The following is a 17,692-nucleotide window of genomic DNA, read 5'->3' on the forward strand; positions in this document are numbered from 1 at the left end:
ATTGTTCAGGCAGCAGATGTTTCGTGTCGCGCAAGAGGTTGTGAGAAAAGATCCCCAGGCAGTCTGATCTCGAAGAGGAAGGGCTGGAATCCTTGAGCGGATGGTGTGGCCGCAGGGAACTGCACGGTGATGGAACCTCCCAGTTTTTCAAGGTAACTGCGGACGGCATCCATGCCGACGCCACGTCCGGATACATCGCTCACCTGGCTGGCTGTCGAAAGTCCGGGATAAAAAATAAGTTCACCCGCTTCCTGCGGTGTGAGTTGGCCGGTCGCCCTGATGAGCTTTTTTTCCCGAGCCAGGCTGCAGATGCGCTCCAGGTCCAGGCCGCGACCATCATCCTGATAAGTCAGAACCACAGCCGTGTCCTGCCAATGAGCGGTCATGCAGATCGTGCCGTTGATGGGTTTATGTTTCCGGAGACGCTCGGCCGGCTCCTCGATACCGTGATCCATGGAATTCCGGAGAAGATGCACGAGAATCTTACGGATCAGGCGGTCTCCGTTTCCATTGATATGGAGATCCGTGACATCAAGGTGAATCACGGGTTTTTCTTTTTTCAAATCCTTGGCCAAAGTTTCCGTACATTGGCAGAGTTCCGTCAGGAGCTGGTGCATCGGAGTAAAGAGCGAGCTGATGAAAAACGACTGCAGGGACTGCAGAAAGTTGGGGGCTTCCTCGCGGCGCGCGCTCGCGATCCGGTATTCCTGGTAGAGCTGCATCAGTACCGATTCCGAAAGGGAAACGTCCCGTTCACCGTGGGTTTTGCGCCCCAGCTTGCCCTGGTTGATGGACTCATAGGTTCGCAGGATGGCCTCAGCCTCATCGAGATCGAGGTTCATGCGCTGCACATCCCAATGCACAGCCGGATCATTTTGCAGTTGCGCATAGTATTGTTCCACGTCGTGGAAAACCTTGGTCATCTTTTTCAGATAGAGGGAACGCGCGGCGCCCTTCATGGTATGCATGTTGATAAAGAGAACCTTGAGAACCTCCATGTCCTTGAACTGGATGCTCTGGGAATTGATGAGCTTGCGATTTTCCTTAATAAAATCATCGGCATTCTGCATAAATCGGCGAAAGGACTCCGCAGAAATATTCAAAAGTTCACTGATGAATTGCAGTTCCTCTTTTTTATCCTGAGCCTCCTCCTCCAGGGCGCGCAGTTGGGTGACATCCCGCACCGTGACCAGAATTTTTTCGATGCTGTCGTCCTGATCGGTCACCGGATGCCAGCTGAGTTCAAGAAGCTTCAGGCGGCCCGACGGCACTCGATACTGAATCTCCTGCGGCAGACAGTGGCTGTTCAGCTGGAAAACCACAGCGTTTTCTCCGAGGCAGGCCTCCAGTGCGCTGACGGCCTGGCTCGTCTCGTCTGAGTTCAGGTTGCTCGGGGCAAAAAGCAGATCACAGGCATTCAGGCTGCTGACGTCATCCACCTCAAAGATTTCCCGCATGTGCTGCGAGTGATCCTTATGAATCTGAAAGCGTTCCGGTTGGATGGCGAAAATACCGAGTTGAATGTGGGACAGGATGGACCGGATTTCCCGCGTCTTTTCCTCGGCCAGCTGCTCCAGGTTTTCATTGATGGCCAGCACATGATCGTGCTGAGCCTGAATTTTTTCGGAGAGCTGCCTCACCTCGCGCTCCGAGATCTCGACCTGAGTGAAGGCCCGGGAAAAGCGGGCGGAAAGCAGATAGGATTGAATCATCAGAAACGCGAGCGAACCGATCGCCGACAGAGGAATGGACTGAATCCATCCGTTGAAGTTCGCATAGTCCTGAACAGCTGTCAGCAGCACGGTGCAGATGGAAACCAGCATCAGAACGGCTCCCTGCTTGCCGGCCCGCACAGCCCGAATAATGGAAAAGACAAAGACCAGACCGGCGGGCAGGCCCACCGCCATAAGCAGGACGAGCAGCGCGAGGAAGGTTCTGAGTTGAAAGAAGGAGCCGACCGACAGAATCAGATAAACGCCCATCAGAACCTGGGATGCGATCCGCGGCACCCGATCTTCATAAAGATAGGCCAGGAAAAGCCCGAGGAAAGCCATGGCCAGAGCCAGGGAACTGGCGAGGAGGACGGCGAAGGCGACCGAATGGGTTATGATCATATCCAGGCTATTGACCTGGTTGTTGACCAGTATACTGGGGATGGAGGCCAAACAAAAAAGTCCAAAATAAAGGGAACTGCGATCGCGGCGGCGCAGGGAATAAAGTCCAAAATGATAGAGCCCGATCGCGAGGTAGGCGCCGAACAGAAGAAAGGCTGGGAGCAAGGGCAGGAGGCGATTGGCCAGCACGGCTTCCGGCGTTCCAAAGAATATGGGCTTGGTCAGGCCCGCAAGGATGTAATCATGGTTCGCCACTTCAATGGCCAGTCGCGTGGAACCCGCGGGAAGAGTGAAGCTGAAGAGAATTTTGTTGGCCGAAGCCATCTGATACTTCGCTGGGTCAGCTGCGGGCTGGCCATTGGCATGAACCAGCTGGCCATTGAGATAGATACGATGGGACATTCCGATCAAGCCAAAATCAATCGCAACGGCCCGCTCCTTGTCACTGACAAGATCGAAGGCAAAGGTCGCGTGACCATAAAGGGGGCGGTCGCTGACCTTATGCCACGAGCCCGGGATACGGATGCGCTCCTCCCGTGCACCAGGATCGGGAGCCGAGATCTGAAACGACTGCCAATAGAAAGGCACGTCACCCTCGAGCCGAACGATGGGTTGCGCGGTGAAATCCCAGCTTGAAAATTCAAAGATGCCGTTCCCGGCCTGGACGGATGGAACCGCCATGGCCTGACCAGCCTGCATGAATGGGAGCAGCAGGAAAGCCATCAGCACCATGAAAGTATGCAGCCTTTGAGGACGAACCAACATGTTGTCTCCGCGGGACGGGATGTCGTCAATTTGCTTTTATTTTAGCATGTGCGGAAGGCTGCGTATCGGGAAACGCATATGGATAGAAATACTTAGGAGTGAGAACCGGGCAAAGGATTGCCCGTCTGGAATTTAGAAAACCTCCGCGAAATGTCCGGTGGTTTTATCCGTAACGGCCGTATCATCATGCGGCCAGTCCTTGGGGTCGATATTCAGGGCTTTCAGTGCGGTCAAGGCCGCACGCACAGGCGTTGCGGTGGCTGCATTGATGTGGACACCGCCTTTGAAGGCAGGGTTGCCCGCACCGCCGGCCATGATAATGGGCACACGCGTAAACTGATGGAAGGGGAAGGTCTCTTCCGAAACCGCATAGACGAGAGTCTGCTGCAGGATCTTGTGATCCCCTTCGGTGGCATTGCCCAGTGAGGTCAGCAGCATGCCCAGATGATTCATAATAATGCCGGAAATGGCCGAGATTTTGGCCGCATCACGACGGTGGGTCAACTCGTGATGATGGTTGTTCGCATCCACGCTCGGATAGATCTGGCTGCTGGCCGGAGCCGAGTGCAGAATGGAGACCACGCGGGTCAAATCACACTGGAACATATGGGTGGTGATGGCGGACATCAGCCGCATTCTTTCATCGAGGTTGTTGACATCAATACTGGGAGGAACGGTGATGGCATTGGGATCACAGGTGCCTTTATATTTGTCGTCGATCACCTTGGCAAGATCATTGACCCTGCCCAGGAACTCATCAATGATGTACTTGTCGCTTTTGCCCACGGCCGACATCAGTTTCTTGCTGTCCTCCTTGAGCGCATTCATCATCAGCATTTTGGCTAGAAATTCCCGCTTATCAGGAACGCCACCAAAGATGCGATTGAACGCCGCGGCCGGATCGATTTCAGGGGGCAGAGGGACCAGTCCGTTCTGTCCCGGAATGCTCTGATACGACAGAACATCCGATCTCTCGACGATGCCATCGGAATCCGTTGAGTTGCTGATCCTTAACTGAACCGATTTATAAGTCTGCTTCGCGGAAATTTTTTCCGCGATGTACTGATCCAGCGTGGGATAGGAATGCCGTTCCTGGGTTGGCGAACTGCCGGACAGCTGCATAAAATACTTGGTGGCATGAGGATCCAGACCACGATTGGGAACGGAAATGTTGGAGACGATATTCAACTGGGCCTGATAGGCCGCGAGGGCCTGAAGCGGTGTGGTCAGAGTCCAGGTGTTGCCAAAGGCCGTCGGGAAAAAGTCATTGGAAACGCCTGCACCGAAAAAGAAGAGCACAAAGCGTTTCGGTATTTCCTGGCCCTGGGCCAAAGCATCACCGTTATCATTGAGCATGATCTCAAGCAGCGGCAGGCCGAGCGTGATGAGAGAGCCGTTGACCATGCCCCGAATGATCGTGCGTCGATCAAGTCTTTTTTGACGTAAAAACATAGCGTGTGCTCCTGCCTTGGCTTACATGATGCCGCTTAAGAGTTGGAAAATCAGTTCACTCAATGCCTTGTTTTCACCGTTCTGGAAGGACTCGACAGCCTCCTCGATCACCTTTTTTTCCGATACCGATTCCATTTTGCCAAGTCCGATCCTTAAAGCATTTTTGGCAAAGCAGGTGAGCACCTTGTCATTTTTTGCGAGGATCTGACTCAATTCAGCCCCACCGCTGTAAGGTTGTTCGAAGACGCTGGCGGACAGCTGATAGGAGGCGATATTCGGGAATGGAACGCCCTGCCCATTGGGACCGTAGCCTTCCAGACCAATCGCAAGAGGATCCATCAGCACATGACAGCTCTTGCAGTTATTGTTGTTCAAACGGGCTTTGATAATTTCATATTTGTCCTCCGTTTGGGGTACGCCCGTGGTCAAATCCAGACCAGGGGGTGGGGGAGGAATATCCTCACAGAGAAAGTGCCCCCGAATGTAATGCCCCCTCTTGGTCGGCGACGTGGCACCGGGACCGGACCGCAAGAGAAACGCGGAACGGGTCAGAAAGCCTGCGCGATCGGTAGCCGGCAGCGTCGTGGCACTCGCGGCGACGCCATAGACTGTGGCGAGGTTGGCATCCAATACGGTTGCTGTTGAGGTTAAGAATGTGTTCAGGAAATCCGTGCTCTTCAAGCTGGTGTCGACCAGGGCCCGGTATTCCACGAGGGCCGCCTTGGCGATATCAGCCTGAGCGTTGGCTGTGTCCGCGATCTTTTCCACCGCGTGCATCGCGAGCCAGTCGTCGAACAGGGCTTTCATCCCGGCGTTGAATCGGCTGGCGTCGTTGACCATGGAACGAATGACCTCGGAGCGGGTCTTGGGATCCGCGAGAGCGCCGGACTCCGCGAGCGACAGGAGTTTGGCGTCGGGTGGACTATTCCAGAGGAAATAGGACAGCTGGTTGGCCACGCCAAGTCCCAGCGTTTTCTTTTGCTCATCATTGATGCCCTGGACTTCGAAAGCGAGCGGATAATCATAGTAAAAGGTCCGCGGTGAACCGATCATGGCGGCGAGCACGGTGCGCGCGCCCTGACAGCTGGGGGTCGTGGTCGTCGGGGTGGTGCTGGGTTCTTTGGTGAGATTGCTCGTCACATCCTCGAAGAGCTTCAGATAAAAATCGGCATCATCAAACCGCCCACGGAAAAGAACTTTGGCAATGGGATCAAGGCCTTTGGCGAGGCAGGCCCGATTCATATCGTTGCAGGCGCAATCGAAGCGCCGGCTGAACATGTCGGCCGACTCGGTGAATTGACCCGCGATGTCCCAACCGGCGTTGTTATAAAGCTCGGCGTCACGCAGGGAAAATACCGAATTCCGGGTGGCGATTGCGATCAGCTCATCCTTGGTCGGGTCCTCCGGCAAGGCGGTTCGGGAGACAAGCTCGGGGCTCAGGGCCAGCCGCACTGTATTGAGAAACTGAGATTTTGTAATGCGTCGCAAGGCGAGGGGAAGTTCGACCTCGGCTGCTGCCCCGGTCCCACCTTGGGTGGCCGTACCTGCAACCAGGTTCTTCTTTTTTCCTTCCCATTTCGAGCAGCCGATGGAAAGACAGCCAAGCAGGAGAGTGAAAACCATTATTTTCATGTGCGACCTCTGATTTTAAAAAGCGCCTATGCAAGGGCAACGCCACAGAGTAGAGCATGCAGGAAGCCCTGCAATTCCAAGGGAATGGTAACCGCGTGATCGCACGCGAGACCTTTGGCGCCGGCATCCGGTTTTGAATTCCTGACAATTTAATAATAATTGAAACAATTTAAAAGGAAGCCCGGGACGCTGATGCCGTCAATTCTCTGGGCATCCGTTTATTTTCGTATCAAGTCCGAGCGTTGCATGAGGAGACGAAATCGAGACGGCGGTTCGCTGTCAGAAGTGAAGCCAGAATCGCGGTTGAGGTGGACGCCGCTTGGGGGAGATCAAGGATTGTTTTGGCGAGCCGTCTTCTGTAAGACAACAAGGAGCAGGACTACCTGCTGGAACTTCGCTGAGGGAGGGACACTATGGACGGACCCGAACCCATTTCGCGGCCAGGTGCAGCATCGGATGCTCAAGCTTCTGCTCCACGTCCGTCCTTGAATCTCATCGATGCCATTGCCATCATTATCGGTATCGTCATCGGCGCGGGCATATTCGAGACCCCGTCCCTGGTGGCGGCCAATGCCTCGAGCGCAACAGCGGTTCTGCTGTTCTGGTTGGCTGGAGGCCTCATATCGCTGGTCGGGGCCCTGTGCTATGCCGAGCTCGCTACAACCTATCCGGATGCCGGTGGAACCTATCACTACTTGAAAAAGGCCTTTGGTCATCAGACCGCCTTTCTTTTCGCCTGGTCGCGGATGGCTGTGGTGCAGACCGGTTCCATTGCCCTGCTGGCCTTTGTCTTTGGTGACTATGCGGCCCAGATCTGGTCCCTGGGACCGCGGTCGAGTTCGCTTTATGCGGCATTGGTCATCGTTCTTTTCACCTCGTTGAATATCATCGGTCTGAAGCTCGGGAAATGGGCTCAAAATCTTCTGTCGGCGGCCCAGGTCGTGGGACTCGCCCTGCTTATCATCGTGGGTCTTTCAAATTCTACGGCTGCGCCCAGCATCATAGCCCCCATGGCGAACAGTTCGGGCAGCCTGGGTCTCGCCATGGTTTTCGTGCTGCTTTCCTATGGAGGGTGGAACGAGGCCGCGTTCATATCGGCCGAGATTCGCAACCGCAATCGCAATATCCTGCGCTCGCTCGTCTGGAGCATCGGCATCATTACCGTGATCTATTTGCTGGTGAATGCGGCGCTCCTCCACAGTCTGGGCCGGGCAGGCATGGCGAAATCCGATGCGGTCGCGGCCGGCCTTTTGCGCCAGAGCATGGGAGACTCCGGTGCGGTCTTCATCAGTTTGCTCGTGGTGATCTGCGCCCTTGGTTCCTTGAATGCCTCCATTCTCACGGGCGGACGCACGAACTTCGCTCTTGGACAGGACTTCATGTTCTTCCGATTCATGAGTCATTGGCAGGCGCAGGCCAGCGCCCCGATCGTTGCCTATGTTCTTCAGGCGATCATTGCCTTGACCCTGGTGGCCTTTGGTTCCATGACCCGCGGTGGTTTTGAGGCCATGGTGGACTATACAGCGCCCGTATTCTGGTTTTTCTTTCTGTTGTCGGGCGTGTCTCTATTCATCCTGAGGCATCGCGAACCGCATGTCGAACGACCCTTTCGCGTGCCGCTTTATCCGTTGACGCCCTTGCTCTTCTGTGCAGCGAGCGGCTATCTCCTTTATTCGAGCCTGGCCTATACGGGAATTGGAGCGATGGTGGGCGTCGTGGTGGTGGTGCTCGGCATTCCCTTTCTTTTTCTAGGCGAGGGTGTCTCCCGAAAACCTCTGGTTCACTAGGACGAGGCATCCTGATCATCATAGGAATTTTCCATTGTTAATCTTCCATTACAAGGTGACCTGATATGAAGATAAAAACCGCTCTCATAGGATGTGTGGTCCTGGCTGAATTCAGCTGGGGCCTCGCGGCTCCCCAGCCTGCAGCCATCCAACGCACCGACAACGACCTCAAGCCCCAGGAGCGCCCCGGGGATGTTCCCTATGTACCGACCCCGCAGCCGGTTGTGGATGCGATGCTCAAGCTGGGTGAGGTGGATAAGAATGATGTGGTTTATGACCTTGGCAGTGGAGATGGACGTATTCCCATCACGGCTGTTCAGAAGTATGGAGCCCGTGCCGTCGGCGTTGACATCAATCCGGTCCGCATCCAGGAGGCGAATGAGAATGCCCGGAAGGCCGGAGTCACCGATAAGGTTCGCTTCGTGCAGGAGGATCTTTTTAAAACGGATCTGAGCGAAGCCACCGTGGTGACGCTTTATCTTCTGCCCGAAATCAACCGCAAGTTGCGGCCCAAGCTTTTGAAAGAGCTGAAACCGGGAACCAAGGTCGTCTCGCACGCCTTCCACATGGGGGAATGGAAACCCGAGAAAGTGGAAAGCGTTGACGGGAAAACGATCTATGTCTGGACTGTGCCGAAGGATCCTCCGGCGAGTCTGATGTAGAAGCTCAGGACACGGACGCGAGCGTCTTCAATGCGTCCCCAGGATGCTCTTCAAACAGCTCAAACGGCAGATCGACGAGAAAGCGGAAGGCATAAAAATCGCCGGCCGCGTTCGTTGGATTCAGGAGTTGGATCCTGATATGACCGCCGGCCCGCATGATAAAGCGTTTGACAGCATCCATGCCGACGCCGCGGCCTGAGATATCGGTCACATGATTGGCTGTGGACAGGCCGGAGTCGAAGATCAGGTTCGCGATATTCTGCGGCTCATGGGCTTCTTCTGCGCTCAGAAGCCCACGCTTCAGACCGATGTCGCGGATCCGACTGAGATGCAAACCGCGTCCATCATCACCATAAGTCAGGAGCATGCGCGTGTCCTGCCTTTCCATGGTGATGGTGATCCGGCCTTGTGCGTTCTTGCCAACCTCAAGGCGTTCGGCCGGGGTTTCAATGCCGTGATCCATGGCGTTGCGCAGAAGGTGGACGAAGATACTGCGGAACAGTTCATCGGCCTGATCGCTGAGCAGAAAACCATGGGTTTCCAGCTGCACCGCGGGGATCTCCTTGTGCAGATCCTTGGCCAGCACCGGCAGACAGCCGAAGATTTCCTGGAACACGAGCTGCGCGTCCTTGAAGATCTTGACGTGAAGCAGCATCCGGATCTGCGTGATGACCTCGGCCAAATCCTGAGGCAGGGTTTTCCGGGCCGTCGCGGCCTGCAGGCGCTTGTAAAGCGAGCGAATGGCATCGACCGGGAACTCGACGAGGCGGTTCTGCTCGGAACTGCGCCCCAGCTTCTCCCGGGCGATGGTTTCATATAGCGCCACGATCTTTTTGGCCTCTTCCAAATCCGCCGCCATCTTCGTCACATCCCAGACGGCCGATTCATGGTTTTGCAGGTGGGCATAATACTGCTCGATCTCATGAAAGACCTGGGACATTTTTTTCAGGTAAAGGGAGCGCGCGGATCCCTTGACCGTATGCATGTTCACAAAGAGCACCTTGAGGATTTCCAGGTTGCGTTTTTCGATGCCATGCGAGTGGATGAGCTTTTCATTCTCCTCGATGAAATCACGGCAGGAGCGCAGAAAGCGCAGGAAGCGTGGTGCCGGAATACGCAGGATCTCGCCAATGAATTCCAGTTCCTCCTGCTGCTCCCGGCTGCGTTCCTGCAGGCGCCTGAGATCGGTCACGTCGCGCATGGTGACCAGGATTCTATCGACCTCCCCTGTGGACGTTTCGATGGCATTCCAGGTCAGATCGAAGATCCGTTCCGTGGATCCGATGATCTCTCTGAGTTCCAAAGGCAGGAGGTGAGCGTTGGCTTCGAAGTTGACCACATCATCGCCCAGGATGCCCTGGATGCTGGCGGTGGCCTGGTTCCTCTCATCGGCGCTCAGCGTGCTGCGGGCAAAGATGATATCGGTCGCTTCCATCGCTTCCGTATCGATCTGCGGGAAGAGCGAATCCATATACCGGGAATGATCCTTGTGAATCTTATGATCGGTCTGGATCATGAAGACGCCCAAGGGAATGTGCTCCATCATCGAACGGATATCCCGGGTCTTCTCATCGACCAGGCGTTCGAGGTTGTTGTTGAGCGCCTTGACCTTGGCGTGTTCCTGCTTGAGATCTTCGGACAGGCCGCGGATTTCCTGTTCGGAGATTTTCACGCGGGTGAAGGCCTTGGAAAAGCGCATGGCAATCATGGTCGACTGGAAAAAAATGAAACCCAGAAGCCCGAGGCCGGTGAGCGGGGGTGAGACGACGATCTGCCGAATGGCCAGCACATCGTGCACTGTGGTGAAGGCCATGATAAGAACTCCGCCGAGAAAGACCCAGGCCCCTTCCGCACCACTGCGGCAGGCCCGACCGATGGCATAGAAGCAGTAGACGACCAGAACGAGCGTCACCGCATGGAAATAGTTGACGATATCAACGAAAATCCGGTGCGAAGTGCCCGTGATGAGTACGAAGTAGCCCAGAGCAATGGCGCTCGCGGCCCAGCAGACCCGGCGGGAAAACTTATCACGGAACACAAAGGACGTGAACCAGACAAACGAAGGCACGGCCGCGATCCAGGCCATATTAAAGATGCGCAGGCGGGTCGGCAAGGGCATGTTCGGGAAAAAGATCGTCAGGGCGCCATCCATGGCCATTGCCATATAAACAGCCACGCTGAGGCAAAGCACACCGAACCAGACGGTCGAGGGATCCTCGGTTCGCAGAACATAGAGAACGATGTGATACATGCCCATGATGAACAGCGCGCCAATCACAAAGAGGTCGATGGAAATCGACTTCGAACGCATGGCCGTAATCGATTCCAGCGTTCCCACGTGGGGAGGGGTGACCATGCCGCACAGAAAAATCTCGAAGTTGGCGATCTGCACGACGACATCAAATTCGGTCGACTCGGGTGTGAATTCATAAATCTTGCGGCCCACGGCCCCGCTTGAGCGGCTGGCATCGGTGCCCACCACACCAAAGTTCGCAATCTCCTTGCCGCCTACAAAAATACGCGAAGAGGACCAGAACCCTGGCGGGAAAAAGAGCGCAATGGGTTTGGGCTGATCCAGTTGCACCGTCATGCGATAGGTGGCGTAGCCCAGGGTTGGAAAGTCGGCTGGGCCCTGATTCCAAAGGCCGGGGACTTTGATATAGGTCTTGGACGCCGTAGCGGTCGTCACGGTATCGGGAGTCAGCAGCTGATTCCAGTGAAACTCCCATTGGCCACGGGCCATAATCGGCTCATCGAGTGACACGCCGCGCAGATCGAGAACACCATCCTTGACGGTGACGGCGGCTCGTGATTCTGCCGCCAGGCATACAAGAATTGCAAATATCAGGCAGAGCCAGTTTCTTTGCATCAACCACTTTCCTTATCCCAATTTCTTTTTTCGCATTGCCCTCAAGTATAGCACACAAGATGTTGGCACGCCGCCCAAAACCGGGCCCTGGCCTTTGTCAAGCTGATGGACGAGCGCCAGGTTCTGGACAGTTTTTGGCGTCTTTTCTTACCAAAAAATCACAAAATTTCAATGTCTTGAGGGTTTTACCTGAACTTTGCATTTTCTGCTCCCACTATCGCCTAAAAAAAAACGGGAGGAAGCATGACAAGTGCAAAAAAGAAAATTGCTGTCATCGGTGGCGGCATATCAGGGCTGACGGCAGCCTACACATTAAGCAAGCAGGATGCCTTTGATATCACGCTGTTTGAATCCCAGGACCGGGTCGGTGGCCATGCCCACACGTATCGGCATAACGGTGTGAACATGGATACCACGGTCATTTCGTTTCATGAGCAGGCCTATCCAAACTTTGTACGTTTGATCAAGGAACTGGGCGTTTATGGTGAAACGCAGCGCTTCAAACAGGATCTGTGTTTTCACACGGACAAGGGCGTTGAGTTCATGATGACCTATAAGGCGGCCGGTATGCTCGCCAAGCCTATGACGATTTTCAAGACCGTGGCCTCTCTCAAGAAGCTGTCGCGCGGCGTGGTGGAAAACGTTCGGAATTCAGGCATCGATTCCTTGAATTTTTATGAGTTCCTTCAGCAAATCCGGATGTCTGAATACGAAATCACCTGCCTTGTGGTGCCGATGGTTCATATGTTCGTGGGTTTGCCTCCAGCCGAAATCCGGCAGATGCCGGCGCGTTTTCTGGTGGAACATCTTTATCATCATAAGCTGCTCCATCATTCCTCGCTCACCGCCTGGCGCGGCTGGGAAAATGGAACGATCACGTATATTTCCAGGCTGCAGGAGAGCATCAAGGGCAGGGTCCACACCGGAGCCAACGTGCGGTCGATTGAACGAACCGCCGGCGGCAAGGTGCTCGTACATCATAAAAATCAACCGACTCAGGAATTCGATGCCGTGATCGTGGCCACGCCTCCGGCTTCTGCCCTGCGTCTCCTGAAGGAACCGACCCGGCTCGAGCATCGCATCCTGAGCCCTTGGAAATATTCAACCCTGCGGATGTCCATTCACAAGGACAAGTCTGTCCTGCCGTCTCGCAGCATCCATCGCGGCTTTTGGAATCCGTTCATCGATCCTCGTGGCGACCGCTGTGGTGCCTCCTATCTCGTCAGCAAGCTTCATCCGCGCCTGGATAAGGATGTGGTCGTGAGCTGGGCCCCGATTCAACCCATCGATTCCTCCAAGGAAATCCATGCTCGTGATGTGGAAATCGCCCGCTATACCGCCGAGGCTTTGTCCACGCACAAGGAAATGCCAGCGCTGAATGAACAGCGGCACGGGATTTACTATTGCGGAGCGCATTTCGGTTACGGCTGGCATGAAGCCGGAGTGGAATCCGGTTTGAAAGTCGTCGCACGTCTTTCCAAAGATTGGGAGGGGAAATGAATCTTATCTTTCGACTTCTGCTGCTTGTCTTGAAAAAAATCGGACAGCCCGGACAACTGCCCCTTTTGGAAACCACGGAGGCGGAATTCTGGTGCCTGCCGCACGACTGTGATTTTCACCTGCATATCACGAACTCGCGTTATGCAAGCTTCTGCGATCTGGCGCGAATTTCCGCCATGTTTGATCAGGGCGTGCTGGGCAGGCTGGTCAGTCAGGGCTGTACTCCGGTTCTGACCGCTCAGCAGCTGGTCAACTATAAGGAGATTGCCCCCTTTCGGAAGTTCAAGGTGAAGAGCACCATCCTGGGCTGGGACGAGCGCTCGTGGATTTTCCGTCATGACTTCTATCAGAACGATGCCCTGAAGGCGACTGTGCTGGCCAAAGGCGTCTTTGTTCGCAGGAAAAAAGTCCTGCCTTTTGGGAAGGTCCTCGAAATAACCGGTAAACGCCTGACCTCGCCGGCCCTGCCCGACGACGTTCAGCAGTGGAGTCGACATACGGATCTGATGTATGCCGCCGCGAAGCGGCCATCATAACAGCGATTCGGGCCGCCGGGCCCGGAAATATACCCATTCCGCAGGTTTCAAGGGTGGATGGATTTTCCATTCAGGGATATCCTGGATAGGAACCCTTGTCGCATCGGAATGGGTATCATGTTGAAATTTGCACGAACCAGAACCAGAGTTTGGATGTTTTTCCTGGCGAGTCTGCTGACAGGCTTTGGGGAAGCCAGGGCCGCGCCTGCCGTTTACAAGGTCGGTGTGGAGGATGTGGACTATCCCCCAATTTTCAGTTTGAAGAACGGACGATTCACCGGTTATACCCGTGATCTTCTGGATATGTTTGCCCGTCACGAGGCGATAGAATTCCGCTACGTGCCCTATCCGATTCGCCGCTTGATCAAGGAATATGAGAAGGGCACGGTGGACTGCATTTTTCCGGATAATCCCAAATGGGTTTCGGCCGACCGTAAACGCTTCAAGGTGCACCATTCCCGACCTGCGCTCACATTTCAGGATGCGATCATGGTCAGACCCGACCGCCTGGGACAGCCGCTCCGCACGCTGGGCATTATCATTGGCTTTCAGCCCTGGAAACACATGGAGGAGATCAAGGCCGGGCGCCTGCGTGTGTCGGATGCTCCCGGTGCGGTCAGTCTGATTCAAATGATCATGAGTGGACGCGTGGACGGGGGGAATCTTGCGCTGGAAGTCGCGCGCTATCATCTCAAGGAAATGGGGAAACCTGAGGGGCTGGTGCCCGATCCCAAACACATGCCGCTGGTGGAAAGCCATTATCATTTTTCCAGCTTTCGTTACCCTGACCTCATCACGGCCTTTGATCAGTTCCTGCAGACTGAACAGAAAGCCGTGAAGGCTCTGCAGGAGAAGTATGGTTTTTGATAAGGTGCCGGGCCAAGCCCGGCAACCTCAAAGACCTTATCTTGCGGGAAGTGGTTGATCACAACCGGAGAGCTGCAACGTCCGGCACATGGCCTGGACAAAGGCGCTGCTCGAGGGGTTCCCTGATTTCTGCAGCGACCAGATCATCATACCCTGCCCACCATGGCTCAACACATAGCGCGCCCGATCCTGGGCCTCTTCCGGCGTCGAAACATGACCGCCCCAGGATTCAGGTGGAACCTGAACGCCCAGCATCAATGGGCCTTTATAGAGTTTCCGATAAGCATCGAAAGCCAGCTTGGGATCATAACCGGTTGGATTGCCATGCGGGGCCTGAGGGCCGCCGGCATCGTAGGACATGATGTAAACAGCATCAAAAAGATGCCCCACCTCTTTCAACGGATTCACATACAAACCAAAATTGGCGCCGATCAAATTCCCTGAGAACTGGCTGGCCTCATACGACTGAGGACCGAAGGCTCCCGTACTCCAGGCCGCAGTGGTCACCATATAAGGGCGGGGCAGGGCGGCACGGAAACGTCGAATAATCTGGATGAACTGCTGATCATCCGGACACGATTGACCTCCGGTGCCCCAGGCACAGGCGCCTCCGGCCGGCTCATAATCGATATCAGCACCGTCCACACCCAGATCGTGGACCAAAGCGGCCACGCTCTCGGGATTCACCTGCGACCAGTTTCCATAGGTCGCCCCACCGACCGACAGCAGAACCTTCGTGCGGGGATTTTTGGTCTTCAGGATTCGAATCGCATCCTTGACCACGGCAAAATCCGAGGAAAAGTCCATCCCGGTTCCCAGCCAGGAATTCTGTCCGGCGCGATACGATACTTCAGGTCTGACAAAGGACAGGAGCACGGTCGTGATATAAGGCGGCAGCTTCGAAAGACTATGATCCGCCCCGCTCGAGGCCCAGCCGGCACTCCAGCTCTCGTAATAGCCGACGATTTCCTTGTTCCCTGTGCCAGGCTGCGGTTGAGGCTGCGGCTGGGGTTCAGGTTGGGGGTCCGGTTGAGGTTCCGGTTCCGGCTGAGGTTGCGGCTGGGGTTCTGGTGTGTACGTGCCCAGATAAAGTTGAGGATTCTGCGGCTGAGATTTGGCATTGAAATTCAACTTCAGACTGTCGCCATGCTGAAGGTTCACCCGAATCCAGGTGGCGGCCTGGTCCTTTTTATAATGGAAGCCATGCTCATCCGCCTGCCAGCCGATCCAGCTGAAATAGGCTGGATTCTGACCCCAGGGCTGGCTCAAGGCCTGGGTCCCCGAGAATTGAATACGCGCTTCGGAAAAGTCGAGTGAGCGCCCACATTGGTTGACAAGCGTGAGTCCTGCGATCTGGGTCGTTTCCGAAAAACTGGTCTCAAACTTTACGCAGTCGATGCTGGAGGAACTCCAGGCAGCGGAAGGCATCAGAGCGAGAGCGCAGATCAGTCCAATGGAAAGAGGATTTGAATTCATAAAAAATTGCCTTTCCTGAGAAACATCTCACATTTCATCCTGGAAATATGCGACAGCCGGCATCCATGTGGCCACCCTGGATGCAGCACGGAGCGTGCGCAAGCTGATCGTTATTTCCCGTGAGAGATATCATTCCCGTGAATGGGAATGGACGTGAGTTTGTTTAACACTCGAAGCAAGGTTGGACAACTTTTTTATGACAGAAAATTTTTCTGTTTTGTTTCGCCGACAGCAGTCCTGTCGCGAATTACAGGCGGTTTATTCAAGGCGGGGGTGAGTCTCTGAACAGGTGTTCAGAGACTCCTTTCAGCTTACGGAAGACGATTCAGAAAGTCCCGATGGTTTCTTGAGAACTCGAAGTTATTCTTCGCATCCCAATTGATGGACCAGGTCATGAGTCCACGGAGGGCCGGGTAGCCACCGGCTTTTTTAAGCGTATACTGGCCACCGAAGGATTGACCTTTGGCCAGATAGAGAAACGCTTTTTGAACATCGGCGACGGAGGTAAAACCACCAGCGGGCGCAGCCGGGCCGACAGCGGGAAGACCGATGGCCACCTGATCGGCACGCAAGGGAGGAAACACGGCCGCCGCATTTCTACCCACAGGAAAACCGGCTAGCAGCATTTCAGCCATGGCGACCTGGAAGTCCGCGCTGCCCTGCGAGTAGGCACGATCGTCCAGACCGTTCATCGAACCGGTGTTATAATGCTGAACATGGATGAAAGTCAGAAGATCACGCAAGCCGTGAATCACGGGGAGATAAGCACCCCAGGCATTCACGTAGTTGCCATAACCACCCTGAACATACGCTGTCTCCGGCGCCATGGTCAGCAGAAGTTTGCCGTTCAGACGGCGGTGGATTTCCTTGACGGCGGCAATCATGTTCTTCACCCCAGGAGTCGTGGGATTTTTGAAGTCAGTATCGCCCGCGGCCAGGGTGAAGGAACCCCCTTCCAAATCGAGATCCAGGCCATCAAAACCATAGGTGTTGATGATGCCGAGCATGCTCTCGATGAATTCCGCGCGCATCGCATCCGTCTTCAGCTCCAGGTGGGAATTCGCACCACCGATGGAAATCAGAACTTTTTTGCCCTGACTTTGCAGATACGCGACATCCGACTTGAACTGTTCAGGCGTGGTCAGACGGCTGTCCGGAGCAAAATTCATTCGTGCGGAACCAGGGCTGGCAGGTTCAGCAAAAGCAATCTGGATCACATCCCAGGCTGGCGACACATCCCGCAGACGGATGTACTTCACTTCGGGGATATCCCAGTTGTGCCAGTAACCGATCAAAAGACGGGCACCCAGACCGCTGCCGGGGTTGCCACCGCCCGGTGCCGGCGTTGGGGGTGTTGGCGTTGTGGGCTCCGGCTGCGTTGTTCCACCTGGAACAGGTGTGATGGTCACGGCGCTGGACGGTTTGATGTCCACGCTGCCGCCGGGATCCTGGCTGTTTTCCGCGCAGATTTTGACCTGGGCGGTGTATTCTGGTGACTTGATCTCATGAACCGTTTCGTCCTGATCGGCGCAGGAACGATAGAGTACCTTGTCATCCGCACCTTTGTAGGTCAGGCGCAGCTGATAGTCTCCATAGGGGACTTTCAGTTCGAGATCCTCGGTTTTGCCCTGGGCAAAAGCGGTTTGCGGAAAGGTTTTTTCGATGCGGCTTTGTTCCGGTCTGAGCTGATCGAATTGGACATTCACGTCCGTCCACTGGGGTTGACCTGCCGCGGGTTTAAACTCTCCAACGGTGAGGCTGGCCAGCTGACTGGTATTGGCTGTTTCAGGGGATCGGGTCGGGCCGCAGGCGGTCAGGACGAAAAGCGCGACCCATAGGGATTTTGCAATAGGTTTCATAGACAACTCGGTGCAATGGTGGACACATCAAATTCAACAATCACTTCAACTTGGGGATCAGAATCAAATCATGTTGGTTGGGATCTCCATGCGAGGGGTTGGGGGAATGAGTGTGCCCTGATTTGCAGCGACTGGTGACCGCCAGTCGAGTTAGGACCGACAATGGCATAACT

11 protein-coding genes are annotated in these 17,692 nt (G+C 55.1%); 5 read left to right on the forward strand and 6 right to left on the reverse strand.

Annotation, left to right across the window (positions count from 1 at the left end; genetic code table 11):
* Positions 1-5: 5 nt before the first annotated feature.
* From OLTU_RS13425 to OLTU_RS13435, 3 genes are all read right to left on the reverse strand, one after another.
* Positions 6-2,879 (reverse strand): 7TM diverse intracellular signaling domain-containing protein, encoded by a 2,874-nt coding sequence (locus tag OLTU_RS13425; RefSeq protein ID WP_141733277.1) that lies wholly within the window; start codon positions 2,877-2,879, stop codon positions 6-8.
* Positions 2,880-3,011: 132 nt separating this feature from the next.
* A complete protein-coding gene (locus OLTU_RS13430) occupies positions 3,012-4,331 on the reverse strand; it encodes a DUF1552 domain-containing protein (RefSeq protein ID WP_141733278.1) in 1,320 nt (439 codons plus the stop codon).
* A gap of 21 nt (positions 4,332-4,352) precedes the next feature.
* Complete coding sequence (locus OLTU_RS13435; protein ID WP_141733279.1) at positions 4,353-5,963, reverse strand: DUF1592 domain-containing protein; 1,611 nt, start codon at positions 5,961-5,963, stop codon at positions 4,353-4,355.
* 413 nt (positions 5,964-6,376) lie between these two features.
* Between OLTU_RS13435 and OLTU_RS13440 the strand changes: the two genes are divergently transcribed.
* Together OLTU_RS13440 and OLTU_RS13445 are read left to right on the forward strand one after the other, a co-directional pair.
* Positions 6,377-7,750, forward strand: a complete 1,374-nt coding sequence (locus tag OLTU_RS13440; RefSeq protein WP_141733280.1) for an APC family permease — start codon at positions 6,377-6,379, stop codon at positions 7,748-7,750.
* A gap of 65 nt (positions 7,751-7,815) precedes the next feature.
* Entirely contained in the window at positions 7,816-8,412 is a 597-nt protein-coding gene (locus OLTU_RS13445) for a class I SAM-dependent methyltransferase (protein ID WP_141733281.1), read from the forward strand.
* Positions 8,413-8,416: 4 nt separating this feature from the next.
* On the opposite strand, the gene OLTU_RS13450 is transcribed toward OLTU_RS13445, so the two are convergent.
* Positions 8,417-11,281 (reverse strand): 7TM diverse intracellular signaling domain-containing protein, encoded by a 2,865-nt coding sequence (locus tag OLTU_RS13450; protein ID WP_141733282.1) that lies wholly within the window; start codon positions 11,279-11,281, stop codon positions 8,417-8,419.
* Between the two features lie 243 nt (positions 11,282-11,524).
* On the opposite strand from OLTU_RS13450, the gene OLTU_RS13455 reads away from it, so the two are divergent.
* The 3 genes from OLTU_RS13455 (at position 11,525) to OLTU_RS13465 (ending at position 14,184) form a co-directional block, all read left to right on the forward strand.
* Complete coding sequence (locus OLTU_RS13455; RefSeq protein ID WP_141733283.1) at positions 11,525-12,781, forward strand: FAD-dependent oxidoreductase; 1,257 nt, start codon at positions 11,525-11,527, stop codon at positions 12,779-12,781.
* Positions 12,778-13,317 carry a thioesterase family protein gene (locus tag OLTU_RS13460; protein ID WP_141733284.1) on the forward strand — a complete coding sequence of 180 codons (540 nt, stop codon included), beginning with the start codon at positions 12,778-12,780 and terminating at the stop codon, positions 13,315-13,317. Before OLTU_RS13455 ends, OLTU_RS13460 begins: the two co-directional genes overlap by 4 nt.
* Positions 13,318-13,434: 117 nt before the next feature.
* Positions 13,435-14,184, forward strand: coding sequence for a substrate-binding periplasmic protein (locus OLTU_RS13465; protein WP_176736593.1), 750 nt, complete (start codon positions 13,435-13,437; stop codon positions 14,182-14,184).
* A gap of 36 nt (positions 14,185-14,220) precedes the next feature.
* Here OLTU_RS13465 and OLTU_RS13470 read toward each other — a convergent pair whose 3' ends face one another.
* Positions 14,221-15,660: a glycosyl hydrolase family 18 protein gene (locus OLTU_RS13470; protein WP_141733286.1), complete on the reverse strand. Its 1,440-nt coding sequence runs from the start codon at positions 15,658-15,660 to the stop codon at positions 14,221-14,223.
* A 311-nt stretch (positions 15,661-15,971) separates the two neighbouring features.
* Positions 15,972-17,519, reverse strand: a complete 1,548-nt coding sequence (locus tag OLTU_RS13475) for a chitinase (protein ID WP_141733287.1) — start codon at positions 17,517-17,519, stop codon at positions 15,972-15,974.
* Positions 17,520-17,692: the final 173 nt, after the last annotated feature.

The organism is Oligoflexus tunisiensis, assembly GCF_001748245.1.
Taxonomy (GTDB): Bacteria; Bdellovibrionota_B; Oligoflexia; order Oligoflexales; family Oligoflexaceae; genus Oligoflexus; species Oligoflexus tunisiensis.

Excerpts from the sequence above, each read along its gene's own strand:
- OLTU_RS13425 (WP_141733277.1), bottom strand. The coding sequence starts at position 2,879 with ATGTTGGTTCGTCCTCAAAGGCTGCATACTTTCATGGTGCTGATGGCT.
- OLTU_RS13430 (WP_141733278.1), bottom strand. The coding sequence starts at position 4,331 with ATGTTTTTACGTCAAAAAAGACTTGATCGACGCACGATCATTCGGGGC.
- OLTU_RS13435 (WP_141733279.1), bottom strand. The coding sequence starts at position 5,963 with ATGAAAATAATGGTTTTCACTCTCCTGCTTGGCTGTCTTTCCATCGGC.
- OLTU_RS13440 (WP_141733280.1), top strand. The coding sequence starts at position 6,377 with ATGGACGGACCCGAACCCATTTCGCGGCCAGGTGCAGCATCGGATGCT.
- OLTU_RS13445 (WP_141733281.1), top strand. The coding sequence starts at position 7,816 with ATGAAGATAAAAACCGCTCTCATAGGATGTGTGGTCCTGGCTGAATTC.
- OLTU_RS13450 (WP_141733282.1), bottom strand. The coding sequence starts at position 11,281 with ATGCAAAGAAACTGGCTCTGCCTGATATTTGCAATTCTTGTATGCCTG.
- OLTU_RS13455 (WP_141733283.1), top strand. The coding sequence starts at position 11,525 with ATGACAAGTGCAAAAAAGAAAATTGCTGTCATCGGTGGCGGCATATCA.
- OLTU_RS13460 (WP_141733284.1), top strand. The coding sequence starts at position 12,778 with ATGAATCTTATCTTTCGACTTCTGCTGCTTGTCTTGAAAAAAATCGGA.
- OLTU_RS13465 (WP_176736593.1), top strand. The coding sequence starts at position 13,435 with ATGTTGAAATTTGCACGAACCAGAACCAGAGTTTGGATGTTTTTCCTG.
- OLTU_RS13470 (WP_141733286.1), bottom strand. The coding sequence starts at position 15,660 with ATGAATTCAAATCCTCTTTCCATTGGACTGATCTGCGCTCTCGCTCTG.
- OLTU_RS13475 (WP_141733287.1), bottom strand. The coding sequence starts at position 17,519 with ATGAAACCTATTGCAAAATCCCTATGGGTCGCGCTTTTCGTCCTGACC.